We start from the raw sequence: 24,260 nt of genomic DNA on the forward strand, positions 1-24,260 counted from the left end.
GGTAAACACTCACTAACCGAGATCGGAGGCTAGTGAGTGTTTACTAACCACGTCAACTCCGGCCGAGAGGCGACCATGAGCACCAGAGACGTGATCCTCGACGCGGCGGCCGAGGTCATGGCCGAGCGCGGCCTGGCCAACGTGACCACGCGCCAGATCGCACGGGCCGCCGGCCTCACCGAGGCGGCCCTGTACAAGCACTTCGCCGGCAAGGCCGACCTGATGGTGGCCGTGATGCGGGAGCGTTCGCCCGACTTCTCCCCGCTCGCGGGGGCGCTGCGCGGCGGAGGCGGCCTGGCGGACGCTCTCACCGCCGTGGCCGGGGCGGCCATCGAGCTGTACCGGGCCGGGTTCCCCATGTTCGCCTCGGTGTTCGCCGACCCGGCCACCCTGGCCGCGCACACGGAGGAGCTACGCCAGGAGGGCGCCGGGCCGCACAGGGCGAACGAGGCGCTGGCCGCCTACCTGCGCGCCGAGCAGCGGGCGGGCCGGGTGCGGGCCGGGGCGGACGTGCGGGCGGCGGCGGGGCTGCTGCTCGGAGCCTGCTTCCAGTACGCGTTCCTGGGCCACATGTGGGAGGCCGGGTTCCGGGACGACGAGGAGGCGGTGGCCGCGTTCGTCGGCACGGTGCTCGAATCGCTCACGCCCACGCCGCCACCGTGTCCGCCGCCCAGCGCCTGACGCGCTCCTCGTACCCCTCGGCCGGGAAGGTGCCGTCCAGGGCGACGTCCGTGATCGTCGTGGCGTACCCGGACGGCGGCGTGGCGTCCGCCGGGAAGGGCGGCGCGCCGGGGAAGTCGTCCGCGCCGGGCGTGTGGCCGCCGTGGCGGTGGGAGTTGAGCCGGCGGGCGCGCCGGGTCATGGAGGTGAGGGCGGCGAGCCCGTCGCTCAGGTAGACGTGCAGCAGCGCCCACTGGGCCGGCGCGGCCGAGCCGGGGACGCGGGACGGGTGCTGCAGGTAGTAGCAGGACACCGAGACGGCGTGCACGGGCGCCCACGGCGGCCGCATCGAGTAGTCCAGCGTCAGCAGCTCGTGGAACAGCTCCTCGCAGGGCCGCGGATCGTCGGGAGCGCCGCACTCCGGGCACCGGGACATCGGGTCCTCCTCGCTTCGCCCAGCGGTCGGGCACGGTATCAGGCGCGCGCTCAGGCCCTCACCTGCTTTTCTCAGAAGAACGTCACCGAGCGGTCGCTCAGCCGGTGCCTGTGCACCCACCACAACACCGCCTGGGCCGCGACCAGGAACGGCACGATCGGCAGCGCCACCATCGCGAGCTGGTCGATCGTGCTCGCCCCCGCCACCCCTTCGAGCAACCGCCCGGCCGTCAGCGCCCCGGCGGTCAGCGGCAGGCAGGCTGCGGCGAGCGCCGTCCCCGCGAAGGCCACACCGTCGCGCCCCTTCCTGAAGGCCGGCCAGGCCACGGCGACGGCGGCCGGACCGGCGAGACCGGGAGCGAGGGCGAGGGGCGCGAAGCCGGACGCGGAGGCGAGCGGAGCCGCGGCGAGGAGCACCACCAGGAGCACCAGCACGACGGGCGCCAGCCGCCCGCCCGCCTGCCTGGCCCGCTCACGCAGCTCCCCGGTCGCGCGCAGCGCCAGGAACGCCGTGCCGTGCAGGCCGAACAGCGCCACCGTGGCCAGCGCGGCGAGCAGCGCGTACGGGTTCAGCCACCAGAGCACCCCGCCCCCCGGCTCCTGGACGGCGTTGCCGAGGAAGAGCCCGGCCGCCGCGGCGAAGACCGCACTGGCGACCGCCTGAGCCGTCTCCCACCGCCGCTGCCAGCCCGGCTCCGGCCTGCGCGCGCGGAACCACATCCCCAGATCCCGGACGAACCACGCGGCGACCATCACCACGATCACCGGGTACAGCGCGGTGAACAGCGCCGCCTCGGCTCCGGGGAACGTCACCGCCAGCACCCCGGCGAAGGCGATCAGCCAGACCTCCCCGGCCAGGAAGAACGGCCCGATGGCGGCCACCACGCGGCGCCTGCCCCGGGCGTCGCCGCGCAGCACGGCCAGGAACATGCCCGCGCCGAGCGCGAACCCGTCGAGCGCGTACCAGCCGGACAGCAACAAACCGACGACGAGCAACCAGACGATCTCCATCAGCGCCCCCTGACCGGTTCCGCGTCCCCCAGGACGCCGCCGAGCACCAGCGATTCCGGCCCGCGCCGCGCGATCCTGGCGATCAGCAGGTAGCCGGCGACGACCAGCGTCACGTACAGCGTCGTGAAGATCACCAGGGAGGCCAGCACGCCCGCGGTGCTGACGTCCGAGACGGCCCGGCTCGTGGGCAGGACGTCGTAGATCACCCAGGGCTGCCGCCCGATCTCGCGGACCGTCCAGCCGAGGATCACCGTCAGGAAAGGCAGCGGGATCGTCCAGACCCCGACCCCGAGCAGGAACCGCCGCCGCTCGATCCGCCCCTGGCCGAGCAGCACGATGGGGACGAGCGCGAAGAGCACGTACAGGTAGGCGACCGACAACATCACCGTGAGCGCGATGGGCACCCACGCGGGCGCCAGGTAGTCGCCGGGGCCGTGCTCGGCGGCCATCCGCTCCGCGACGCGCAGGGCCTCCGCGCCGCTCCCCAGCTTGGTCGGCTGGTTGCGCACCACCCACAACACCGACGCATCGCCGAAGCCGATGGTGAAGAAGGTGGCGACGTACCCGACGGTGAGGCCGAGGCGCAGGGAGAGGCGGAAGAAGGGCACCTCGCCGGTACCCCGGCGGAAGTGCCAGGCGCTGACCCCGGCCATGAAGAAGCCGCCGACCATGAGCGCGGCGGGCAGGATGTGCCCCACGGCGAGGAGCGCGGCGGGGTTGGTGAACACCGCGCCGAGGTCCACCACGCGCAGCGCGTCGCCGGCCCGCTCGAAGCCCACCGGGTTCTGCAGGAACCCGTTCGCGACCACGATGAGGTACGCCGAGCCGATCGCCGCGAGCGTCACGACGTAGAAGGTCAGCAGGTGCGCCACCTTCGGCAGCCGGCCCCAGCCGAAGATCCAGAGCCCGAGGAACGTCGACTCGACGAAGAAGGCGTAGAGCGTCTCCATCGCCATGGGTGCGCCGAAGAGCTCACCGGCGAAGTGCGTCAGCCCGCTCCAGTTGAGGGCGAACTGGAACTCCAGCAGCAGGCCGGAGATGATGCCCAGGCCGTAGTTGACGACGTAGATCTGCCCCCAGAACTTCGTCAGCCGCTCGTGCAGCGGGTTGCCCCTGACGACCCAGAGCGTCTGCAGGAGCGCGATCAGCGGGGCGAGGCCGAGCGTCAGGGCGACGAAGAGGAAGTGCAGGCTCGTCGTGATCCCGAACTCGAGCCGGGCCAGGTCGAGCGCGTTCACGACTCAGCGCCCGGACCGCCGGAAGAGCCCGAACTCGACCAGGAGCCCCAGGGCGGCGCCTCCGGCGAAGGCGATGAGCTCGTCCACCCCGAGGCTGGTGTCCCGGGTCATCAGCAGGGTGACCAGCACGTTCCCGAGCACGATTCCCGCGATGACGAGGACGACGAGCCGCACCGTCCGCCCGGCGGATCCTCTGACCTGTTCCATGTGGGTCTCCTTCATCGGTGTAGGCACACTACACGTAGGCAGCCTACATATTGGAGGACCGGGCCGCTAATCCTTGATGCGCTTCATGGTGAGATGGGAGTCCACGCGGGAGACCGCCGGCAGCGGCAGGATCTGCTGGCTGAGGAACTTCTCGTAGGCGAACTGGTCGGCCACCGCCACGCGCATGTAGTAGTCGGGCCGCCCGAACATCCGCCGGAACTCCAGCACCTCCTCCAGCGCCGCCACCCGCGACTCGAACTCCTCCACGGTCTGCAGGTCGTTGACCGCGATCTCCACCGACACGACCACCTCCAGCGAGCGCCCCATGGCCTCCGGGGAAATCTGCGCCCGGTACCCGGCGATCACCCCGGCCTCCTCCAGCCGCTTGACCCGGCGCAGGCACGGCGGCGGCGTCAACCCCACCCGGCGGGCCAGCTCCACGTTCGACATCCGGCCATCCTGGGCCAGTTGGAACAAAATTTCACGATCAACGTGATCGAGGATAATTCCATTACCCATCTGCCCGATTTCTCCTAACGTGTGAAACCATATTATGCGACATACGCACTAAAATTACTTTTCATGCGTACGCGGGATTTCAGGGCGGCTGCGGCCGACACCGCCTCGGTGGGGCTGAGCCTGTTCCCCCTCGGGGTCAGCTTCGGCGTGCTGGTGGTGCACGCCGGGCTGGACTGGTGGTGGGCGACGGTGTTCACAGCCGTGATCTACGCGGGGTCGCTGGAGTTCCTGCTGCTCGGGCTGGTCGCCGCCGCGACGCCGCTGGGGCAGGTCGCGGTCACGGCGCTGCTGGTGAACATGCGGCACGTCTTCTACGCCCTGTCCTTCCCGCTGCGCCAGGTCCGCCCGCTCGGCCGCGTCTACGCGACCTTCGCGCTCACCGACGAGGCGTACGCGCTGACCGCCGGCGGGCGCGCCCGTGGCTGGAGCGGCGCGCGCATCCTGTGGATGCAGGCGCTCTGCCAGGCCTACTGGGTCGGCGGCGCCACCGCCGGAGCGCTCGCCGGCGCCCTGGTCCCGGTCACCCTGCACGGGCTGGACTTCGCGCTGACCGCCCTGTTCGTGGTGCTGACGATCGACGCCTGGCGGGACCGGCGCGACCTGCCGACGCCGCTGCTGGCCGCGGCGAGCTTCGCCGCCGCCGCCCTCCTGACGCCCGGCCAGTTGCTCCCGGTCGCGATGGGCCTGTTCACCGCCGGCCTGCTCATCCGGTACGCCCTGCGCCACCGGCGCCCGATCACCCCCGCCGCCCCGACACCGGCACCGTCGCCTTCGTCACCCGCGGCACTCCCGGCATCCCCGTCGCCTGTGGCGGCCTCGATCTCGGGCCTGGGCCCGGAAAGGTAGCACCACCGTGCCCACCCCGCTCTACCTGACCGCCGTCGTGGCCGTCAGCACCGCGATCACGTGGGGCCTGCGTGCCCTGCCGTTCGCCGTGCTGGGCCCGCTGCGCCGCTCGTCCGTCCTGCAGTTCCTGGCCGTGCAGATGCCCACCGGCATCATGCTGATCCTGGCCCTCTACACCCTGCGCGACCTGCGCCCCACGCCCTGGACCGCCGTGGTGCCCGCCGTCCTGGCCCTGGCCGTCGCGGTCGGGCTGCACCTGAAGACCCGCAACGCGGTGATCAGCGTCCTGGGCGCGACCGCCGTGCACGTCGTGCTGTCGACGTTCTGGCACGCCGGCTGACCGCTACGCGCGCTCCAGCTCCGCGCGCGGGAACGGCGTCCGCCTGCTCTCGCCGACCAGCCGCTCGGCGAACTCGGCGAAGACGAGAGCGGTCGCGGCGTGCCGATCGACGAGCCCGGCGAGGGCCTCGGGGAGCTGATCGCGCCGGCCGCCCGCCATCCATTCACGCAGGAACCGGATGTGCTCCCGCCTGTCCCGCGTGCCGCCCGGCAGGTGGTGGCGCAGGAGGTGACTGGTGGTGTAGTACCGGTCGTAGGAGAGGTGATCGTCGAGGAAGCGGGACTCCTCGGCCGACAGCGTGAAGCGCCTGCTCAGCGCCAGCCCCAGATCGGCGAAGTAGATCTCGCGGCCGTCGGTGAGCAGGTTCATGAAATGGGCGTCGAAGTGCACGAACCCCTGCGAGCTCAGGAAGCCGGTGCCGCGGGCGAGCGCCTGCTCGGCCCACGCGTACGGCTCGCCCTCCCGATGCTCCGACAACCACGACGCCAGCGTCCCCGGCAGGTGCTCCAGGAACAGGACCAGGCTGCGCGAGGAGGCCGCGATGGCCTCCAGGCGCCCGCGCACGGCGGCGGAGCCCTCCCAGTGCGCCACGGCCCCGTCGATGCCGCCGAACTCGTCGGCGAACCCATCGGGAGCGGCATCGGGGATCACCCGCCAGTGGCACAGGATGGGGAACCCGGCGAAGGCGCCGGTCAGCACCCAGTTCGTCGTCATGACGTGGGCCGCCAGCTCCCGCCACGCGCCGAAGCCGGCCGAGCCGACGCCGTACTGGTAGAAGGTCGGCAGGCCGAAGACGTTGGCCGTCGAGCGTACGTGCTCCGGGCGGCACTCCAGGTCGGTCAGCGGAACGCGCTTGACGAACACGCGGGCCCCGGCCACCTCCAGCTCCGCCGACCGCCCGCCGATGCCCGCCCCCAGCGGCTCGGCCCCCGCGACGAGCCCGGCCACCTCCCGGTCGCTCAGCATGGCCAGCGCGGTGGACACCGCCTCGTAGGCGGACAGGCGACCCGGATCGGCGGAAGGCATGGGCTGTCGGCTCCCGGGGGACGTGGCGGAACGTCCGCTCACTCTCGCACACGTACGGATCGGCCACGTACGGAGCGGCCACGTACGGAGCGGCCACGTACGGAGCGGCCGTTCCGTCAAGCGCGGCCGGGCGGAAGGTAAAAACCTGACCCGGCACAAAACTGGGACGGTTCGTTATCTTGTATCAATCGTGTTTAGGACGGTAGCTTGTGACACCATGACCGCACCCAGGACTCCGACCACCGCCGAGGAGTTGCGCGGCGCCGGACTGCGGGTGACCGCCGCCCGGGTCGCGCTGCTCGACACCGTCCGGCACGGCGACCACCTCGACGTCGAGGCGATCGCCTCCGGGGTGCGCGACCGTGTGGGTCATGTCTCCCTGCAAGCCGTGTACGAAGCCCTCCACGCGCTCACCGCGGCGGGCCTCGTACGGCGGATCGAACCGGCCGGCAGCCCGGCCCGGTACGAAGGGCGCGTAGGGGACAACCACCACCACATCGTGTGCCGGTCGTGCGGCGCGGTCGCCGACGTCGACTGTGCGGTCGGTCATGCCCCGTGCCTGCATGCCGCCGACGACCACGGCTTCACCATCGACGAGGCCGAGGTCATCTACTGGGGCCGGTGCCCCGACTGCTCCACCAACCGCACTGCGTGAGCTGCTGAACCCTAGTCCTGGAAGGATTCCCATGACCGAGAACCATGACGCGATCGTCACGGACCCGAAGGCGGACGGCGAAGCCGCCGGCTGCCCGGTCGCGCACACGCGCGCTGCCCACCCGACCCAGGGTGGCGGCAACCGTCAGTGGTGGCCGGAGCGGCTCAACCTGAGGATCCTCGCCAAGAACCCCGCCATCGCCCGTCCCTACGGCGACGACTTCGACTACCGCGAGGCGTTCCTCGCCCTCGACCTGCCCGCCGTCAAGCGCGACATCGCCGAGGTGCTGACCACCTCCCAGGACTGGTGGCCGGCCGACTTCGGGCACTACGGCCCGCTGATCATCCGGATGGCCTGGCACAGCGCCGGCACGTACCGGATCAGCGACGGCCGCGGCGGCGCCGGCGCCGGCCAGCAGCGCTTCGCGCCGCTGAACAGCTGGCCCGACAACGCCAACCTCGACAAGGCCCGCCGCCTGCTGTGGCCGGTCAAGAAGAAGTACGGCCGCAACCTCTCCTGGGCCGACCTCCTGATCCTCGCCGGCAACGTGGCGCTGGAGACGATGGGCTTCGAGACGTTCGGCTTCGCCGGCGGCCGCGAGGACGTCTGGGAGGCCGAGGAGGACGTCTACTGGGGCCCCGAGACCACGTGGCTCGGCGACGAGCGCTACACGGGCGACCGCGAGCTGGAGAACCCGCTGGGCGCCGTCCAGATGGGCCTCATCTACGTCAACCCCGAGGGCCCGAACGGCAACCCCGACCCGCTCGCCGCGGCCAGGGACATCCGCGAGACGTTCCGCCGCATGGCCATGAACGACGAGGAGACCGTCGCCCTCATCGCGGGCGGTCACACGTTCGGCAAGACCCACGGCGCGGGCCCCGCCGACCACGTCGGCGCCGACCCCGAGGCCGCCACCCTGGCGGAGCAGGGCCTGGGCTGGAGCAGCACGTACGGCACCGGCAAGGGCGGCGACGCGATCACCAGCGGCCTCGAGGGCATCTGGACCAACACCCCGATCACCTGGGACAACAGCTTCTTCGAGATCCTCTACGGGTACGAGTGGGAGCTGTTCCAGAGCCCCGCGGGCGCCCACCAGTGGCGGCCGAAGGACGGCGCCGGTGAGGGCACCGTCCCCGACGCCCACGACCCGTCCAAGCGCCACGCGCCGACGATGCTCACGACCGACCTCTCGCTGCGCGTCGACCCGATCTACGACCAGATCTCGCGCCGCTTCCGCGACAACCCGCAGGAGTTCGCGGACGCGTTCGCCAAGGCCTGGTACAAGCTGACGCACCGCGACATGGGCCCGATCGTGCGCTACCTCGGCCCCGAGGTCCCGTCCGAGGTGCTGCTCTGGCAGGACCCGTTGCCCGCGCGCACGTACGAGCTCATCGACGCCGACGACATCGCCGCGCTCAAGGGCCAGATCCTGGCCTCGGGCCTGCCGGTGTCGCAGCTCGTGTCCACGGCGTGGGCGTCCGCCTCGTCCTACCGCAACAGCGACAAGCGCGGCGGCGCCAACGGCGCCCGCGTCCGCCTGCAGCCGCAGATCGGCTGGGAGGTCAACGACCCCGACCGCCTCGCCACCGCGCTCGGCACCCTCGAGGGCATCCAGAAGGCCTTCAACGGCGCCCAGACCGGCGGCAAGCAGGTCTCGCTGGCCGACCTGATCGTGCTCGCCGGCGGCGTGGCGGTGGAGAAGGCGGCCAAGGACGCCGGCTTCGAGATCGAGGTGCCGTTCACGCCGGGCCGCGTGGACGCCACGCAGGAGCAGACGGACGTCGAGTCGTTCGCCGCGCTCGAGCCGACCGCCGACGGCTTCCGCAACTACCTCGGCAAGGGCAACCGCCTTCCGGCCGAGTTCCTGCTGCTGGACAGGGCGAACCTGCTGAACCTGTCCGCGCCCGAGATGACCGTCCTCGTCGGCGGCCTGCGCGTCCTCGGCGCGAACCACCAGCAGACGCAGCACGGCGTCTTCACCACGACCCCCGGTGTCCTCACCAACGACTTCTTCGTCAACCTGCTCGACCTGGGCACGACGTGGAAGGCGACGTCCGAGGACCAGAGCGCGTTCGAGGGCCGCGACGCCGACACGGGCGAGCTCAAGTGGACCGGCACCCGGGCGGACCTGGTGTTCGGCTCGAACTCCGAGCTGCGGGCGCTGGCCGAGGTGTACGCGAGCGACGACGCCAAGGAGAAGTTCGTGAAGGACTTCGTCGCGGCGTGGGCCAAGGTCATGAACTCCGACCGGTTCGACCTGGTCTGACCGTGATGCGTGGGGCGGGTTCGGTCGGGGAACCCGCGTGACGTAGAGGGTGGTGCTGTGCGAGCGGGCGACGTCATGCCCATTCGCACAGCGCCGTCTTCCCGGTCAGTTGGACCAGATGTAACCGTTGGTGGAGACCGGGCCACCGCCCGGCGAACCGTCGTCGGCATGAGACGGGCCCGCCAGCACGACACCCGCGCCGATGATCGCCATCACGACGACAATGATCCTTGCCCTGATCTTCGAAGTCACGAACGCCTCCGATCATGGAGGCCCGGACGATCCTGATCTCGTCCCGGCCAGGCGGGGACAATCGTACGTACGCGATCTGGTCCCGGCAACGCACGTCGTTCCGTCGACCTGCGATGGCCCGACCGGACCATCCTGAGCAGGTCTTCTCCCGCCCGCGGTCGCGCAGGAGCGGCTCGCCGTCGCGGCGCTCACGCGCTCAGGGCGGTTGTGGCGGTGAGGCCCTCGTGGTCGCGGCCCTCCGCGATCAGCGCCTCGATCCTGGCCGCCACCGCCGGCAGCCCACCGTCACCGAGACCCTGGCCGGCCCGCAGCCCGATGAGGTGGCGGATGACCGTGAGGTGCTCGGGGAGCGTGGCCGGCCCCGCCGGGTAGTCGGCCCGCGCCACCTCGGACGCCGTGGCGGAAGCCCCGTCGACCACATGGGCGAGCTGCTCGACCGCGGTGCCGGCGAACTCGCCGACGTCGATGCCCGCCTCCCGCACGGTGTCGAGGGCCCGCAACAGCCCGAGCTGGGCGTCGTACCAGAGGCCGAACAGGGCGAGATCCCAGATCGCGGCCGCTTCCGGCGCGTCTCCGACGAAGCGGGTCGTGCTCAGCAGCCCGAGGGTCGCCTGGTGCCGCTCGAACGCCGTCCGGGAGCCGCTGTACAGGATGCTCGCCGCGGCGGTCCCGATCGTCTCGGGTGAGGCCTGGATGCCCGCGTCGAGATAGGACGCCCCCAGCGCCTCGACCCGCTGAGCCGCTCGCCGCGCGTCATCACCGGTCCCGGTGCTCATGGCGACGATCGTCCGCCCGGACAGGTCCCCGTCGAGCTCGGCGAGGACCTGCCGCACGGCAGTGTGGTCGGTGAGAGTGAGCAGGATCAGCCCGGCGGACGACACCGCCTCCCTGACGGATCCCGCCGGCACCGCCCCCGCGTCCACCAACCCGGCGGAACGGCTCGCGGTGCGGTTCCACACCACCACGTCATGACCACCGGCGAGCAGCCGGCGCACCACCGCGCCGCCGACGGCACCGGTGCCGATCACCGCCACCTGATCCGCAGAACTCTTGATTTCCGTCATGGCGCCGATCGTCCGACATAAACCTAACTTGAGGTCAAGCCGGTCGAGTCAGTTGGACCAGGTGAACCCGTTCGTGGAGACCGGGCTTCCGCCCGACGACGCGCCGTCAGCATGAGACGGGCCGGCCAGCACGATCCCCGCTCCGATCATCGCCAGCGCGACGACGACTATTCTCGCCCTGATCTTCACGATCGCCTCCGATCATCCTTGTCTCACCCGGGCTGGGCGGAACAATCGTACGTAGGTGATCTGAGGCCGACAATGCACCACGAATGAGGCGGCCGGGCCGGCAGGGTGCCGATGCCGCTCGGTGGCTACTCTGGCGGGGACGGTCTTCGGCATCGCACCGCACCTCCCCGCACGGGTACGGCTTGGCCCGCCAATCCGTAGGCGATCGGGCACGGCGCCGGGAGTGCTGGACAGCACCGAAGACCGTAACGGGTGGGCGGGCGGGCTAGTCGTCCTCGGAGAAGACGACCTCGCGGCGCTTGCGGATCGCCGGGAGGACGGCCACCACCAGGGCGGCCACCGTCAGCAGCAACAGGACGGCGGAGATGGGGCGGGTGACGAAGACCGTGGCGTCACCGCGAGAGATGATCATCGCTCGCCGCAGGTTCTCCTCCAGCAGGGGGCCGAGGACGAAGCCGAGCAGCAGGGGCGCGGGTTCGCAGCCGCACTTGATCAGGATGTACCCGAGGAGGCCGAAGAAGACGATCGCGTAGACGTCGAACGCGTTGAACGACAGCGAGTACGTGCCGATCGCCGCGAACAGGATGATCATCGGGAACAGCACCTGGTACGGGATGTGCAGCATGCGTACCCAGATGCCGATCAGCGGCAGGTTCAGCAGCACGAGCAGCACGTTGCCGATCCACATGGACGCGATCAGGCCCCAGAACAGCTCCGGCTCGTCGGTGAGGACGTTCGGCCCTGGGGTGATGCCGTGGACGATGAACGCGCCGACCATCAGCGCCATCACCGGGTGGGCGGGCAGGCCCAGGGTGAGCAGCGGGATGAACGAGGTCTGGGCGGCGGCGTTGTTGGCGGACTCGGGGCCGGCGACGCCCTCGATCGCGCCGTGCCCGAACTCCTGCCGCCGCTTGGAGATGCGCTTCTCCACCGCGTACGAGGTGAACGAGGCCAGCACGTGGCCGCCGCCGGGCAGGACGCCGAGTGCGGAGCCGAGTCCGGTGCCCCGCAGGATGGGGCCGACGATCCTGCGCCGGTCCTCGCGGGTCGGCCAGAGGTTCTTCACCCGGCTGACGATCATCGTGCGGGTCTGCTCGTTCTCCAGGTTGCGCAGGATCTCGGCCACGCCGAACATGCCGACGGCGACCGACACGAAGTCGATGCCGCCGTACAGCTCGCGCTGCTCGAAGACGAACCTGGGCGTACCGGTGTAGATGTCCTGGCCGACCGTGCCGAGCAGGACGCCTAGCCCGATCATGGCCAGGGCCTTGAGCGCCGAGCCGCGCGCCAGCGCGATCGACACGATCAGGCCGAGCAGCACCAGCGAGAAGTAGTCGGCCGCGCCGAACTGCAGCGCGACCCTGGCCAGCGGCGGGGCCGCGACGGCCAGCACGACGGTGGCGATCGTTCCGGCGATGAAGGAGCCGACGGCGGCGGTGGCCAGCGCCGCGCCGGCCCTGCCCTGCTTGGCCATCTCGTGGCCGTCGAGTGCGGTGACCGCGGCCGACGACTCGCCGGGCAGGTTGATCAGGATGGCGGTCGTGGAGCCGCCGTACTGGGCGCCGTAGTAGATGCCGGCCAGCATGATCAGCGCCGTGACCGGCTCGAAGCTGAACGTGATCGGCAGCAGCATCGCCACCGTGGCCGTCGGCCCGATGCCGGGCAGCACGCCGACCGCCGTGCCGAGCAGCACTCCCACGAAGCAGTACAGGATGTTCTGGACGAGGAGGGCGGTCGAGAAGCCCAGCGCGAGGTTGTCGAGAAGTTCCATGCCCTCTCAATCCGGATGCCGTGTCAGAACCCCAGCCACGGGCCCACGAGCGGGATCCGCAGCTGGAGTCCGACGACGAAGATGAGCGTGGCGGCCACGGTGAGCCCGGCCGCCACGGCCAGGGCCATGAGCGGGCGGACGCGCGTGCTGGCCAGCGTCGTGAGCAGGGCGGTCACCGCCGACGTCGGTACGAACCCGAGCCCCCGTACGGTGAACCCGAAGAACAGCAGCGCGAGCACGACGACGGCGACCGCCCGCCAGGGGACCGGCCCGAACGCCGCCACCTCGCCCGCGACCAGCCCCTTGACGACGATCGCCAGCCCCAGGGCGGCCACGACCGCGCCGACCAGCAGCGGGAAGGCGCCGGGGCCCATCCGCAGCGGGGTGCCCAGCTCGTAGCCGAGCGACCCCGCCGCGAACGCGCCCCCGATTAGGACGAAGACGCCTCCGGCGAGGACGTCGGGGAAGGATCGGCGGTGCTTCACCTCAGGAGGCCTTGACCCCGGCGTCGGCGATCACCTTGCCCCAGGTGCCGATCTGCTCCTGGAGCTTGGCGCGGTGCGCCTCGGGCGTCGCGCTCTCGGCCGGGACCGGCGCGGTGCCGAGCTTGGCCATCTGGTCGATCACCTTCTGGTCGGCCAGCGCCACCTTCAGCGCCTCGGTCAGCTTCTGGACGACGTCCGGCGGCGTGGCCTTCGGGACGTACAGGCCGTGCCAGACGCTGACCTGGAGCTGGGGCAGGCCGGCCTCGGTCGTGGTGGGCAGGTCGGGCAGGCTCTTGACCCGCTCCGGCGTGGTCACCGCGTACGCCTTGACCTCGCCCGCGCTGATCTGGCCGCTGGTGTTGGTCGTCTGGTCGCACATGAAGTCGACCTGGCCGCCGACGAGGTCGGTCAGCGCGGGGCCGGTGCCCTCGTACGGGACCTCCTGTACCTTGACGCCGGCCGCGGTCTGGAACAGCAGGCCGCACAGGTGGGACGCGGCGCCGATGCCGGCGTTGGCCAGGGTGACCTTGTCGGCGTTCGCCTTGACGTGGGCGACGAGCTCCTGGAGCGTCTTGGGTGCGAAGTCCTTGCGGGCGACGACCGTCATCGGCACCTCGGTGACGAGCCCGACCATCTGGAAGTCCTCGAGCGGCTTGTAGTCGAGGTTCTGGTAGAGGGCGGGCGCCGTGGACATGCCGATGTGGTGCATGAGCACGGTGTAGCCGTCGGGATCGGCCCGCGCGACCTCGCCGGCGCCGACAGTGCCGCCGGCGCCCTCGACGTTCTGTACGACGATCTTGCCGCCGAGCTTGGCGGCCATCGGCTCGGCGATCATGCGGGTGACGGTGTCCGTCGGGCCGCCCGCGCTGAACGGCACGACGAACGTGATGTTCTTGTCCGGGTAACCTCCGCCCGTGGCGCCTCCCGTGGCGGTGGTGCCGCCACCGTTGCCGGAACAGGCGGCGACGAGCGAAACGACGCCGATCGCGGTGATCATCCGGATGGCCCGGTACCTGCTGGTCGATCTCATATGGCGACCTCCTCGTCAGCGCATGCCCGTTCGCAGTGAGTGCGCGGCCTCAGTCTCGGGTGGCAGGGACGCGGATGGTGTCAGAGAAATCTCAAGGAATGCGCTGGATGTCAGAAGAATCCCAAGAAGTGAAGGGCTAACACAAGCGCCGACCCGCACCGTACAATCCGCCGGTATGCGGATCACCATCATCGAGGATGACGACCGCGTGGCGCGGGGCCTGGTCACCGTACTGGCCCAGGCGGGCTTCGAGGTGCACCGCCTCGCCACCGCCGCGGAGGCCGTGCGCGCCGCGCCGTCCGATGTGGTGCTTGTCGATCTGGGCCTGCCGGACGGCGACGGGCTCGACGTGATCCGCAGGCTGCGCGACCGGCCGGAGACCGCCGTCATCGCCGTGACCGCGCGTTCGGAGGAACATGAGCGGGTACGCGGCTTACGCGCCGGCGCCGACGACTACATCGTCAAACCGTTCGGCGTGCCCGAGCTGCTGGCCAGGATCGACGCCGTGCTGCGGCGCACCCGCGTGGCCCGGGCCCTCAGCCACCCGGACGAGGCGCTCGTGCTCGGCCCGATGCGGATCGGCGTCGGCACCCGCGAGGTCTTCGTCGGGGACGCACCCGTGACGCTGACGCGCAAGGAGTTCGAGCTGCTCCTGCTGCTGGCCCGCCGGGCTCCGAACGTCGTCAGCCGCGACGTCATCCTCGACCAGATCTGGGGCGCCACCTGGGAGTCCTCCAGCCGCACCCTCGACACGCACATCGCGGCGCTGCGGAACAAGCTCGGCCCGTCCGTGCCCATCCGCACGATCCACGGGGTCGGCTATCGGCTCCAGGCCGGCCAGCCGGAGCTGATCGGCTGACGCGCCGTGCGCCGCCGCCTGCTCGTCGTCCTGGTGCCGCTCGCGGTGCTGCTCGTCGCCGCGCTGGGCGTCCCGCACAGCGTCACGCTGGCCGAGCGGGAGATGCAGGAGACGTACGTGGACAGGCTCGGCGACGTCGGCCGATTCGCCTCGCTGGCCGAGACCGCGCTGTCAAGCGGGCGGACGGAGGCGCTCCAGCAGGAGCTGGCCCGCTACCACGAGCTGTACGGCATCCCGGCCGCCGTGATCGACACCTCGGGCGCGGTGCTGCTCGGGCCGGCCCGCGCGTACCAGGAGGCGGCCCGCGCCGAGCCCGCCCTGCCCAGGATCGTGACCGCGGCGCTGGCCGGGACCCGCTCGGAGCCGTCCGGCGAGTGGGCGCCGTGGGACGGCTCCGCGCTCGTCGTCGCGGAGCCCGTGGGCCGGGACAGCGAGGTCGTCGGCGCCGTCGTGACCATCTCCGACCTGTCGAAGACCCGCTCCCGCGTCCTGCTGCAGTGGGCCCAGCTCGCCGGGCTCGGGCTGCTGCCGCTGATCGCGCTGATCGCCGTCGCCTGGCCGGTGTCGGCGTGGGTGCTGCGTCCCGTACGGGAGCTGGACGCCGCCAGCTCGCGGATCTCGCAGGGCGACCTCACGATCAGGGCGGAGGCCGAGGCGGGGCCGGTCGAGCTGCGGCGGCTCGCTGGGTCGTTCAACACGATGATGGACGCGGTGGAGAACGCCGTGCAGCGGCAACGGGCGTTCGTCTCCGACGCCTCGCACCAGTTGCGCAACCCGCTGACCAGCCTCCGGCTCGCCGTGGAGAGCATGGAGCCGCACCTGGCGGGAAGCGGGCGGCCGGTGTACGAGGTGGCCGTGGACGAGGTGAAGGCCATGCAGCGGCTGCTGAACTCGTTGCAGGCCAGCGCGCGGATGGAGAGCATCCGGACGGCCTCGCCGGTCGAGCTGGACTCGGTGCTGGCCACCCGGGTGGACCGGTGGCGGGCGCTGACGGCGACCTCGGGGCGGACGCTGGCCGTGGACGTGCCGCCGGGGTTGCGGCTGCTGGAGCCCACCGGAGGGCTCGGCAGCATCCTGGACGAGCTGGTCAGCAACGCGCTGCGGCTGTCGGAGGCGCAGGTGGTGGAGGTGAGCGCCCGGACCGGCGGGGACGTGGTGACGATCGCCGTCCGGGACGACGGGCAGGGGCTCGACGCCTCCGAGCGGGCGCAGGCGTTGCGGCGGTTCTGGCGGTCGCCGCGGCACCAGAACGTGTCCGGGACCGGGCTGGGGCTGGCGATCTGCGCCGACCTGGTCGGGGCCGCCGGGGGTGAGTTGCGGCTGGAGGACGGGCTGCCGCGTCCCGACGGGTCGGGGCACGGGTTCGCCGCGGTGGTCGCGTTGCCGGTCGTCCGGGATTAGCCGGGTCGTCCGGGGATCAGTGCTTGCGGGCGTTAGTGCTTGCGGGCGCGGAACCAGGCGGCGGCGCCCGGGTGGAGCGGGATCGACGCGGTCGCGATCCCGGTGCGCACGTTGATCTGCCACGCCTCGGGAACGTCCTCGGGGGCGGGGCCGGTGTCGTCGCGGCCGGCGGAGGTGATCGTGCCGGTGTGCGTGAAGATCGTGTCGGTGATGGCGTACACCAGGTCGTCGGGCAGGTCGTTGCGGGCGAGCAGCACGTTCGGCACGGCGACCGTACGGGTGGCCGGGATGCCGGCGTAGGCGGTCGCGGGGACCCTGGCCGGCGCGTAGGGGCCGGGGAAGGCCGTGAAGAGGGCGCCCGCCTGCTCGTCCAGCGGGATCAGCCGGATGCGGTGCCGCTGGGCCAGGTCCGTGATGGCCGGGGTCGGGACGCCGGTCAGGGAGAACATGGCGTCGATCTCGCCGTCGCGCAGCGCCGCAGCCGAGGCGGCCTGGCTGAGGTAGCGCCCGTCGGCCCGCACCCGGGCCAGCCGCAGCACCCGCAGCGAGGTGAACTCGGTGCCCGAGTCGCGGGCGCCGAGTGACACCCGCTTGCCTTCGAGGTCGCCGAACTCGCCGATCGCCGAATCGGCCATGACCACGAGGTGCAGGTGGCTGTCGTACAGCCGGCAGACGGCCGAGAGCCCCTCGGGCGCGCGGCCGTCGGTCGTGATCAGCGCGTCCAGGCTCGTCAGCCCGAGCTGGACCTCGCCGGCCCGCAACATGCGGATGTTGTCGGTGGACGCCCCGCTCGGCACGGTCGTCACCGTGGTGCCCGGCACCTGCTCGGTGATGTGCTCGGCCAGGGAGCCGCCGATACGCCGGTACACCGCGCCCGCCGGCCCGGTGGCCAGCCGTAACCGGGCCCCGCCCGGCTCGGGCTGCCGGGCGGAGCAGCCGGCGAGCAGCCCTCCGGCGGCCAGGAGCACCGCCCGCCGGCTGAGGCGCGGCTCCAGGTTCAGCACCATGGCCGAGATGATACGGACGGCCCGGCACGGGCGGTGGCCACCGGCGTGCACAGGCTCAGGCGGCGCGCCCGACCCGGAAGCGGAAGCGGGCTCAGGCGGCGCGCCCGACCTGGAAGCGGAAGCGGGCTCAGGCGGCGCGGCCGGCCTTGAAGGCGGCGGCGGTGTCGACGACGCGCCGGGCCTGGTAGCGGGCCGCCTGCAGCGCGACCTCGCTGGGCGGCCCCTCCCCGGCCACGTGCGAGGTGCCGTACGGGTTGCCCGTCTGGAACTGGATCGGGTCGGTGTACCCGGGAGGCACGATGATCCCGCCCCAGTGGTAGAACGTGTTCGCCAGCGCCAGGATGGTGGACTCCTGCCCTCCGTGGGCGGTGTTGGAGGCGGTGAAAGCCGAGTACACCTTGTCCGCGAGCCGCCCCTGGAACCACAGGCTGCCCACGCTCTCCATGAACACCCTGAGCGGGCTGGCCGGGTTCCCGAAGCGGGTCGGCGTGCCGAACAGCACCGCGTCGGCCCACTCCAGGTCGTCCGCCCCGGCCACGGCGACGCCGGAGCTGTCCCTGACGTGCTGGGCCCACTCCGGTCTGGAGTCGATCACCTCCTGCGGCGCAGGCTCGGCGACCTTGCGCAGCCGCACGTCGGCACCGGCCTTCTCCGCGCCTTCTGCGGCGGCCTGCGCCAGGGCGTGCACGGTGCCCGTGGCACTGTAATAGATGATCGCGACGTTGACGGGTTCCATGATCGGTCCCTTCTCGGCGTTCGGTTCGCCGGTACGACGACGCAGCCGCGCACGATGTGAGGTGACGACCCGACCTCACAGTCCGGGCCGGTGTCTCGTCGAACCGGGTAGGAGGCAGGACGACCGGAAGGAGCCGGCGACACCATGGGCACCCGACCCGACCCCGAGCTGAGCGCGATCATGAGCGAGCGGCGTCACCTGATCAACCTCGCCTACCGGCTGCTCGGCTCGCTGGCCGATGCAGAGGACGTGGTGCAGGAGACGTACGCCCGCTGGTACGCCATGTCCCGGCAGCAGCAGGAGGCCATCGGCTCGCCCGCCGCCTGGCTGACGCGGGTCGCCGGCCGCATCTGCCTCGACCTGCTCCGCTCGGCCCGCGCCCGGCGCGAGCGCTACGTGGGCGAGTGGATCCCCGAGCCGCTGCCCGAGCGTACGGAGTGGCCGGACGGGCAGCCTGGCGACCCCGCCGACCGCGTCACCCTCGACGAGTCGATCAACATGGCCTTCCTCGTCGTGCTGGAGTCGATGACCCCGGCGGAACGCGTGGCGTTCATCCTGCACGACGTGTTCCGGTACCCGTTCGCCGAGGTGGCCCAGATCGTCGGCCGTACCCCGGCGGCCTGCCGCCAGCTCGCCACCTCGGCCCGCCGCCGGATCCGTGACTCGCACGTCCCCGCGGCGCCGTCGTCGCAGCAGGCGGGCGTCGTCAGGGCGTTCAAGCAGGCCTGGGAGGGCAAGGACATCAACGCCCTCATCGCCATCCTCGACCCCGAGGCCACGGCGACCGGCGACGGCGGCGGCCTCGTCACGGCCGTGCTCCACCCCGTCCGGGGCGCCGAGCCGATCGCGCGCTTCTTCGCCGACCGGATGGACGCGCGGTCGGATCTGGAGCTCGTCGAGCGTACGGTGAACGGCCAGCCGGGACTGGTGGCTCAGCTGGACGGCGTCACCGTGTCGGTGCTGGCCTTCGACATCGCGGACGGCCGCATCAAGCACATCTGGGCGGTGCTCAACCCGGAGAAGCTCCGTCCCTGGACGGGGACCGCACCATGAAGACGTCCACCTCGTCCTCGGACTCGGCGGTGAACCCGTGCCGCTCGTACAGCCGGCGCGCCTGGCTGCCCTGCAACACGTTCAGCCTGACCACGGCGTTCTCGCGGTCGCAGCGCTCCAGCAGCCGGCCCAGCACGGCGGTGCCGATACCCCTGCCCTGCAGCCGCGCGTCCAGGTAGAAGTGCTCCAGCCAGTACGTGCCCGCCGCCGGCCGCAGCGCGACGCAGCCGGCGAAGGCACCGCCGACCTCGATCGTCCAGGTGTGAGCCGGCTCGAACGCGTCCCGCAGGCGCTGCCGCACGCGATGCTCGTCGAAGCGGCCCAGCCGTTCGAGGTCCTCGCGCAGCACCACGGCCCGCAGCTCCGCCACCGCCTCGACGTCCGCCACCAAAGCCGGACGAAGCTCCCAATCTGCCACAATCGCGATGTTAGCGTTCGACGCCCGACCGGCCGCAGCGGCGTCTCGCCGAACTCCCGGGGGTCGCTGGTGCAGCTTGTGGACAGAGCCGTCGGTGCAGTCCGCACCCTGCGCCTGCCCCACCTGGTCGCTCTCGCCCGTGACCTCGCGGTGCGTGCTCAGCCCGTGACGGCCGGGTCTCTGAAGAGGAAGTAGCTCAGGTGGTCCGCCTGCATGGACTGGTGGAAGCGCGCGGCCTTCGCCTGGGCCGTCCTGTCCGCGGTGACGGCCGTGTAGACGACGTAACGCCCGGTCGCGCCCGACCGGATCCTGCCGTAGACGTACTCGTCGAGCATCCTGTCCCGCCGCCATTTCACGGCCCGTGAGGAGCCGGCCAGGTGCTTGGCCGTCGCCTTGGCGGCCTGCTCGCTGGGGAAGGACATGATGACCTGGACGGCGGTGAGGTGCCCGCTGTAGGCGGAGTAGGCGAGCTGGACGGCGCGCTCGCACCCGTTCTCCGCCAGCACGCCCTGCCTGTCCACCGGCACGCAGGAGTCGTACGTCCAGCCGCTCACCCTCTTGGCCTTGAACGCGACGCTGCCCATCCGGAAGTTCCAGTCGCCGAACTCGGAGTCGCTGATCAGCGGGTCCCGGCGTTCCTTCTTGCCGGGGCTGGGCCGGGCGGGCTCGGGTGTGGAGTTCGTGGCCGGCCGGGCGACGAGGGTGATCGGGGCGGTGCCGTTCAGGTACCTGTAGACGCTGAACGCCAGGCCGCCCGGCAGGAGGACGGCCAGGATCGCCACCAGGATGGCGACCACACCGGGGTAGTCCCGCGGGACGGGCTGCCGAGGGTTTCCCATGTCTCGATTGTGCTGTAGAGCATCCCCTTCTGCCCCATCTGTCCCAACAGTGATGCCGACTGTTGTCCGGCCGCTGTTGATCACGTTTTAATGACGATGAGTTTAGGCGCCCGCCGCTTCAGGGAGGGAAAGCGTGCGAGCGCTGCACGGTCACGGGATCAGTGACGGCCTTGGAGTCCACGATGTATGACGAACCGGCACCGGCCCCTTCCCCGGTAGCCCGCGCCTTGAGCCTGTTACGCCAGGCCGGAGCTCTTTTCCGGCGGCGCCTGGTGGTGATCGTCGTGGTCGTCGCCGTGCTGATCTCCACGGTCGTGCTGGTGAACTACACCCAGGGCTGGTGGCCGTGGGGCGGCTGCGAGACGAAGAGCGCCGACGTCGTGGACATCGACGGTGAATGCGTCGGGCTGATGGATCCGGCCGACGGGACGACGGTGCTGGGCAAGCAGTACCAGCAGATCCTGGAGGCCATCGCGGCGGAGAACCGCCAGGTCGCCCAGGGCAAGGACTACAGCACGATCGCGCTCATGGCCCCGATGGGGGCGGGCCCGCGCGGGCTGGTCGGCGAGCGCGCGCTGCATCAGCTCGAAGGGGCGTTCATCGGCCAGTACCGGGCGAACCGCTCCGAGACGTTCCCCAAGATCCGGCTGCTGCTGGCCAACACGGGGCACGACGGCTCGCAGTGGCGGACGACGGTGCAGGCCGTACGGAAGAACGCCGCGACGGGCGCGACGGGCAGCCCCGGCCAGATCGTCGCGGTCACCGGGATGGGCCCCAGCCAGCAGGAGAGCATCGACGCCGCCCGCGCCCTGGCCAAGGACCCCGGGATCCCGATGGTCGCCGACTTCATCACCGCGGCCGGGTTCAACACCACCGGCGAGATCGACGCCGCCGGGCCCATCCCCGGTCTCACCCGCACCGCGGTCAGCACGTCGGGCCAGCTCGCCGCCATCGCCGAGGAGTTCAAGAAGAAGAAGGTCGGCGGGAACGCGGCACTGATGTGGGCCGACGTGACCCCGCAGGGCACCAAGGACCTGTACGCCCGCTCGCTGAAGGACGCCTTCCTCGACCCGAAGCTGGGGCTCAAGCCGTACGTCGACAGGTCGGGGCTCAGCTTCCCCTTCGACCCGCGTGGCGGCCCCTCGCTCCTTCGGACCATCAGCGACACGATCTGCGGCACGAAGACCGACATGATCTTCTACGCCGGCCGCCAGGCGTTCATGCCGACCTTCCTCAAGCTGCTGCGCAGCCGGCCCTGCCGGTCCACGCCCATCACCGTCGTCACCGGTGACGACGCCCAGGACCAGGACCCGAGCGACCCGTCGCTGCACGACCCGGAGGCGCCCATCAAGGTGATGTTCGTGCCGCTGGCCGACCCCAACCGGCTCGACCACGAGGACAACCCGCACCGCCAGCTCTACCGGGACTTCCGCAACGAGTTCGTGGCACCGCACCACGGGGTGACGTTCCCCGCGGGGCATCTCGGCAGCGGGCTGGCGATCCTGGCGTACGACGCGGTGACGGCCGCGGCGACCGCGGTGCAGAAGGCCGCCATCGGCGTGGACCCGTCGCAGCTCAGCCTGCCCTCGGCCGCGGCGGTGCGCGGCCAGCTCTACCTGTTCACCGGCACGAACGTGATCCGCGGCGCCAGCGGCGCCTTCACCCTCGACTCCAGGACCGGCGAACGCGTGAACGTCACCACGCCCACGCCCGTGACTATCCCGTGACCACGACGACCACCGCCGCCAGCGCCACCGCCGCGACGAGGAGGAGCAGCCACCAGAGCGCGGGGGACATCCGGCTGAAGCGTACGTGCTCCAGCTCTCCCTCCTCGGTGAGGTGGAGCAGCGCCGTGCCGACCCTGAACCGGTCGCCCGGCCGCAGGGTCGCGTACAGGACGGGACGGCCGTCGATGAACGTGCCCAGCCCGCCGCTGTGATCGTGCAGCCGGTAACCCGCGCTCACCCTGCGCACGGTGGCGTGCGCGGGAGCGATCCCGGTCCCGTGGATCACGATGTCGGCCGCGGGCCCGCTGCCCAGCGTGGTGGTCTCCTTCAGCGTCCCCAGGGTGGCGGGCAGGATCACGGTACGCGGCATCGTCTGCTGCGTGGTCTCCGACTGGTGTCCCACGAGGCGGCCGAGCAGGTCCATGGCGGCCGGCCGCCGCGCCGGGTCCTTGGCCAGGCAGTCGGCGATCAGTGACCGCAGCGGCTCGGAGATCACCCTCAGGTCGGGGGTCTCGTTCAGCACGCGGTTGATGATGAAGGCCACGTTGCTCCCCGCGAACAGCGCCTTGCCGGTGGCGGCGAAGTACACCGTCGCCGCCCAGGCGTGCACGTCGACGGGCGGGCCCACCTCGGCGTCGGCCCCTCCCACCTGCTCCGGCGCGAGGTAGGCGGGCGTGCCCACCGGCGTGGTCATCGCGGCGGTCGCCTCCAGGGCGCGCGCGATGCCGAAGTCCACGACCCGCGGTCCGTCCGGGCCGACGATGACGTTGGCGGGCTTGAGATCCCGGTGGACGACTCCCGCGCCGTGGATCGCCGCCAGCGCGGTGGCCGTGTAGGTCGCCAGGCGTTCCAGCGCGGACCCCGACAGCGGCCCGTGCGTCTCGACGAGCTCCTGGAGGGACGGCCCCTCCACGTACTCGCTCACGATGTACGGCTGGTCCCGGTCGATGGCCGCGTCGATGATCATCGCCGTGTACGCCCTGGGCACCCGCGACGCCATGGACACCTCGTCCGCGAACCGCCTGCGTGCCCGCGGATCGGCCGCCCCCTGCGCGTGGATCACCTTGATCGCGACCCGGCCCGCCTCGCCCCGCGCGAGGTAGACCGTGCCCTGGCCGCCGGCCCCCAGGCGGCCGAGCACCTCGTAGGGCCCGATGCGCCGCGGATCGCCGGTGTTCATTCAGACTCCCAACGTGACCAGGGCGACGACGGCGATCGCCGCCAGGACGACGATCAGCACCACGACTCCCCCGTGCCGGGCGCGCGAGCCGTCCCCGACCGCGGACCTCCCCCGCCGCCACGCCTCGCGCAGGTTGGAGTCGGTCTCGACGTAGATGTGCTCGGGAGTGACGAGCCAGCGCCACGACTCGCCCGCCGCCCGCCACCGCTCGACGTCCACCGAGGCGGGCGCGCCGTCCACGCACTGGCCGATCAGGCGGCGATGCCGCGACGGCAGGACCCGGGCGAGCGCGGTCTCGTCGAGCGACCACGTCTCGGCGCTCTCCTGGAGGCACCGTACGACGGCCCAGGCGAACTTGTAATAGTCCGTTTCGGGGGTGAATGCCCCTTCACGGGGGAGCTTCCACTGCTCGGGGTCGGCCTCCGGCAGGGCACCGCGCCCGCCGACCGGCAGGCAGGAGTCGCAGTCCAGCAGGTACACCGCGGGCGCCGGGTCGATGGTGAAGACGGCGTTGCGCAGTTGCAGGTCGCCCACCACGTACCCCTGCTCGTGCAGCCACTGCACGGTCGAGAGCAGCCGGCCGAGCACGGCCAGCTTGTACGGCGGCTCGTAGTAACGCGTGCCGTAGTGGTCGCGCAGCGCGTTCACCCGCTCGGGCGAGCGGGTCAGCTCGTCCAGGTGCCGCGGCACCCGCCGGTCGCGCAGCTCGGCGAACATCTCCTCGGGCGCGGGCCTGATCAGGATCCCGGTGACCCGCTCCCGGCCGACCACCGCCACCGGCCAGGCGCAGCGCCGGTCGAGTGTCACCCGGTCCTGCCGGGGGAGTTCGCGCCGCCAGCGGACCATGGCGAGCAGCGCCTCCTCGTCCAGCCCCGCCAGCGTCTCCTCGTCGTACCGCTTGAACAGGAACCGGCCGGGCAAGCCGCCGACCTCGCACAGTTCCAGGCTCCGCGCCTGGCCGCCCGGGCGCAGGTGGTAGCCGCCGGCGTCCGCGGCAGGCGTCAGATCCGCCTCTTCGACCACGTCTGGGGGGTTCATGCTGCCGC

26 protein-coding genes are annotated in these 24,260 nt (G+C 71.6%); 9 read left to right on the forward strand and 17 right to left on the reverse strand.

Features of this window, described 5'->3' with window-relative positions; genetic code table 11:
* The first annotated feature begins 75 nt into the window (after positions 1-75).
* Entirely contained in the window at positions 76-681 is a 606-nt protein-coding gene (locus tag HD593_RS57490; protein ID WP_185111243.1) for a TetR/AcrR family transcriptional regulator, read from the forward strand.
* Here the strand turns inward: HD593_RS57490 and HD593_RS57495 are convergent.
* The 5 genes from HD593_RS57495 to HD593_RS57515 form a co-directional block, all read right to left on the reverse strand.
* Positions 641-1,096, reverse strand: coding sequence for a DUF5946 family protein (locus tag HD593_RS57495; protein ID WP_185111244.1), 456 nt, complete (start codon positions 1,094-1,096; stop codon positions 641-643). The two genes, HD593_RS57490 and HD593_RS57495, sit on opposite strands and share 41 nt — an antisense overlap.
* Positions 1,097-1,167: 71 nt before the next feature.
* Complete coding sequence (locus HD593_RS57500) at positions 1,168-2,106, reverse strand: cytochrome d ubiquinol oxidase subunit II (RefSeq protein ID WP_185111245.1); 939 nt, start codon at positions 2,104-2,106, stop codon at positions 1,168-1,170.
* The gene (locus HD593_RS57505; protein WP_185111246.1) at positions 2,106-3,344 is read right to left on the reverse strand and encodes a cytochrome ubiquinol oxidase subunit I; all 1,239 of its coding nucleotides are present in this window, start codon (positions 3,342-3,344) and stop codon (positions 2,106-2,108) included. The genes HD593_RS57500 and HD593_RS57505 overlap by 1 nt, the downstream gene beginning before the upstream one ends.
* 3 nt (positions 3,345-3,347) lie before the next feature.
* Positions 3,348-3,551, reverse strand: a complete 204-nt coding sequence (locus tag HD593_RS57510; RefSeq protein ID WP_185111247.1) for a hypothetical protein — start codon at positions 3,549-3,551, stop codon at positions 3,348-3,350.
* 66 nt (positions 3,552-3,617) lie between these two features.
* Complete coding sequence (locus HD593_RS57515) at positions 3,618-4,070, reverse strand: Lrp/AsnC family transcriptional regulator (protein ID WP_185111248.1); 453 nt, start codon at positions 4,068-4,070, stop codon at positions 3,618-3,620.
* 63 nt (positions 4,071-4,133) lie between these two features.
* Here HD593_RS57515 and HD593_RS57520 point away from each other — a divergent pair, with 63 nt between their 5' ends.
* Positions 4,134-4,916 (forward strand): AzlC family ABC transporter permease, encoded by a 783-nt coding sequence (locus tag HD593_RS57520; protein WP_185111249.1) that lies wholly within the window; start codon positions 4,134-4,136, stop codon positions 4,914-4,916.
* A gap of 7 nt (positions 4,917-4,923) precedes the next feature.
* Positions 4,924-5,256 (forward strand): branched-chain amino acid transporter permease, encoded by a 333-nt coding sequence (locus HD593_RS57525; RefSeq protein WP_185111250.1) that lies wholly within the window; start codon positions 4,924-4,926, stop codon positions 5,254-5,256.
* A gap of 3 nt (positions 5,257-5,259) precedes the next feature.
* On the opposite strand, the gene HD593_RS57530 is transcribed toward HD593_RS57525, so the two are convergent.
* Positions 5,260-6,282 (reverse strand): protein kinase family protein, encoded by a 1,023-nt coding sequence (locus HD593_RS57530; protein ID WP_185111251.1) that lies wholly within the window; start codon positions 6,280-6,282, stop codon positions 5,260-5,262.
* A 217-nt stretch (positions 6,283-6,499) separates the two neighbouring features.
* On the opposite strand from HD593_RS57530, the gene HD593_RS57535 reads away from it, so the two are divergent.
* Together HD593_RS57535 and katG are read left to right on the forward strand one after the other, a co-directional pair.
* Positions 6,500-6,937, forward strand: a complete 438-nt coding sequence (locus HD593_RS57535; RefSeq protein WP_185111252.1) for a Fur family transcriptional regulator — start codon at positions 6,500-6,502, stop codon at positions 6,935-6,937.
* Positions 6,938-6,968: 31 nt separating this feature from the next.
* Positions 6,969-9,203: a catalase/peroxidase HPI gene (katG, locus tag HD593_RS57540; protein WP_185111253.1), complete on the forward strand. Its 2,235-nt coding sequence runs from the start codon at positions 6,969-6,971 to the stop codon at positions 9,201-9,203.
* Between the two features lie 440 nt (positions 9,204-9,643).
* On the opposite strand, the gene HD593_RS57550 is transcribed toward katG, so the two are convergent.
* The 5 genes from HD593_RS57550 to HD593_RS57570 form a co-directional block, all read right to left on the reverse strand.
* The gene (locus HD593_RS57550; RefSeq protein WP_185111255.1) at positions 9,644-10,519 is read right to left on the reverse strand and encodes an NAD(P)-dependent oxidoreductase; all 876 of its coding nucleotides are present in this window, start codon (positions 10,517-10,519) and stop codon (positions 9,644-9,646) included.
* 48 nt (positions 10,520-10,567) lie between these two features.
* Positions 10,568-10,708: a hypothetical protein gene (locus HD593_RS57555; protein WP_185111256.1), complete on the reverse strand. Its 141-nt coding sequence runs from the start codon at positions 10,706-10,708 to the stop codon at positions 10,568-10,570.
* A 265-nt stretch (positions 10,709-10,973) separates the two neighbouring features.
* Positions 10,974-12,479, reverse strand: coding sequence for a tripartite tricarboxylate transporter permease (locus HD593_RS57560; RefSeq protein WP_185111257.1), 1,506 nt, complete (start codon positions 12,477-12,479; stop codon positions 10,974-10,976).
* 23 nt (positions 12,480-12,502) lie between these two features.
* Positions 12,503-12,964 (reverse strand): tripartite tricarboxylate transporter TctB family protein, encoded by a 462-nt coding sequence (locus tag HD593_RS57565; protein WP_185111258.1) that lies wholly within the window; start codon positions 12,962-12,964, stop codon positions 12,503-12,505.
* Between the two features lies 1 nt (position 12,965).
* On the reverse strand, positions 12,966-13,994 hold the full coding sequence (locus HD593_RS57570; RefSeq protein ID WP_185111259.1) for a tripartite tricarboxylate transporter substrate-binding protein: 1,029 nt from the start codon (positions 13,992-13,994) through the stop codon (positions 12,966-12,968).
* Positions 13,995-14,169: 175 nt separating this feature from the next.
* Here HD593_RS57570 and HD593_RS57575 point away from each other — a divergent pair, with 175 nt between their 5' ends.
* Both HD593_RS57575 and HD593_RS57580 read left to right on the forward strand, forming a co-directional pair.
* Positions 14,170-14,853 (forward strand): response regulator transcription factor, encoded by a 684-nt coding sequence (locus HD593_RS57575; protein WP_185111260.1) that lies wholly within the window; start codon positions 14,170-14,172, stop codon positions 14,851-14,853.
* Between the two features lie 6 nt (positions 14,854-14,859).
* Positions 14,860-16,254 carry a sensor histidine kinase gene (locus HD593_RS57580; RefSeq protein ID WP_185111261.1) on the forward strand — a complete coding sequence of 465 codons (1,395 nt, stop codon included), beginning with the start codon at positions 14,860-14,862 and terminating at the stop codon, positions 16,252-16,254.
* Between the two features lie 32 nt (positions 16,255-16,286).
* On the opposite strand, the gene HD593_RS57585 is transcribed toward HD593_RS57580, so the two are convergent.
* Positions 16,287-17,261 carry a TAXI family TRAP transporter solute-binding subunit gene (locus HD593_RS57585; RefSeq protein ID WP_185111262.1) on the reverse strand — a complete coding sequence of 325 codons (975 nt, stop codon included), beginning with the start codon at positions 17,259-17,261 and terminating at the stop codon, positions 16,287-16,289.
* 127 nt (positions 17,262-17,388) lie between these two features.
* On the reverse strand, positions 17,389-17,997 hold the full coding sequence (wrbA, locus tag HD593_RS57590) for an NAD(P)H:quinone oxidoreductase (RefSeq protein ID WP_185111263.1): 609 nt from the start codon (positions 17,995-17,997) through the stop codon (positions 17,389-17,391).
* A gap of 144 nt (positions 17,998-18,141) precedes the next feature.
* On the opposite strand from wrbA, the gene sigJ reads away from it, so the two are divergent.
* The gene (sigJ, locus tag HD593_RS57595; protein WP_185111264.1) at positions 18,142-19,050 is read left to right on the forward strand and encodes an RNA polymerase sigma factor SigJ; all 909 of its coding nucleotides are present in this window, start codon (positions 18,142-18,144) and stop codon (positions 19,048-19,050) included.
* Here the strand turns inward: sigJ and HD593_RS63075 are convergent.
* Both HD593_RS63075 and HD593_RS63080 read right to left on the reverse strand, forming a co-directional pair.
* Positions 19,007-19,468, reverse strand: a complete 462-nt coding sequence (locus HD593_RS63075; protein WP_185111265.1) for a GNAT family N-acetyltransferase — start codon at positions 19,466-19,468, stop codon at positions 19,007-19,009. The two genes, sigJ and HD593_RS63075, sit on opposite strands and share 44 nt — an antisense overlap.
* A 158-nt stretch (positions 19,469-19,626) precedes the next feature.
* On the reverse strand, positions 19,627-20,307 hold the full coding sequence (locus HD593_RS63080) for a hypothetical protein (protein WP_185111266.1): 681 nt from the start codon (positions 20,305-20,307) through the stop codon (positions 19,627-19,629).
* A 227-nt stretch (positions 20,308-20,534) separates the two neighbouring features.
* Here HD593_RS63080 and HD593_RS57610 point away from each other — a divergent pair, with 227 nt between their 5' ends.
* Complete coding sequence (locus tag HD593_RS57610) at positions 20,535-22,034, forward strand: type 1 periplasmic-binding domain-containing protein (protein WP_185111267.1); 1,500 nt, start codon at positions 20,535-20,537, stop codon at positions 22,032-22,034.
* Here HD593_RS57610 and HD593_RS57615 read toward each other — a convergent pair.
* Together HD593_RS57615 and HD593_RS57620 are read right to left on the reverse strand one after the other, a co-directional pair.
* Positions 22,024-23,214 carry an FHA domain-containing serine/threonine-protein kinase gene (locus HD593_RS57615; RefSeq protein ID WP_185111268.1) on the reverse strand — a complete coding sequence of 397 codons (1,191 nt, stop codon included), beginning with the start codon at positions 23,212-23,214 and terminating at the stop codon, positions 22,024-22,026. The genes HD593_RS57610 and HD593_RS57615 overlap by 11 nt on opposite strands.
* Positions 23,215-24,252: a protein kinase family protein gene (locus HD593_RS57620; RefSeq protein ID WP_185111269.1), complete on the reverse strand. Its 1,038-nt coding sequence runs from the start codon at positions 24,250-24,252 to the stop codon at positions 23,215-23,217.
* Between the last annotated feature and the right edge of the window lie 8 nt (positions 24,253-24,260).

The sequence above is a fragment of the Nonomuraea rubra genome, assembly GCF_014207985.1.
In the GTDB taxonomy this organism is placed as follows: domain Bacteria; phylum Actinomycetota; class Actinomycetes; order Streptosporangiales; family Streptosporangiaceae; genus Nonomuraea; species Nonomuraea rubra.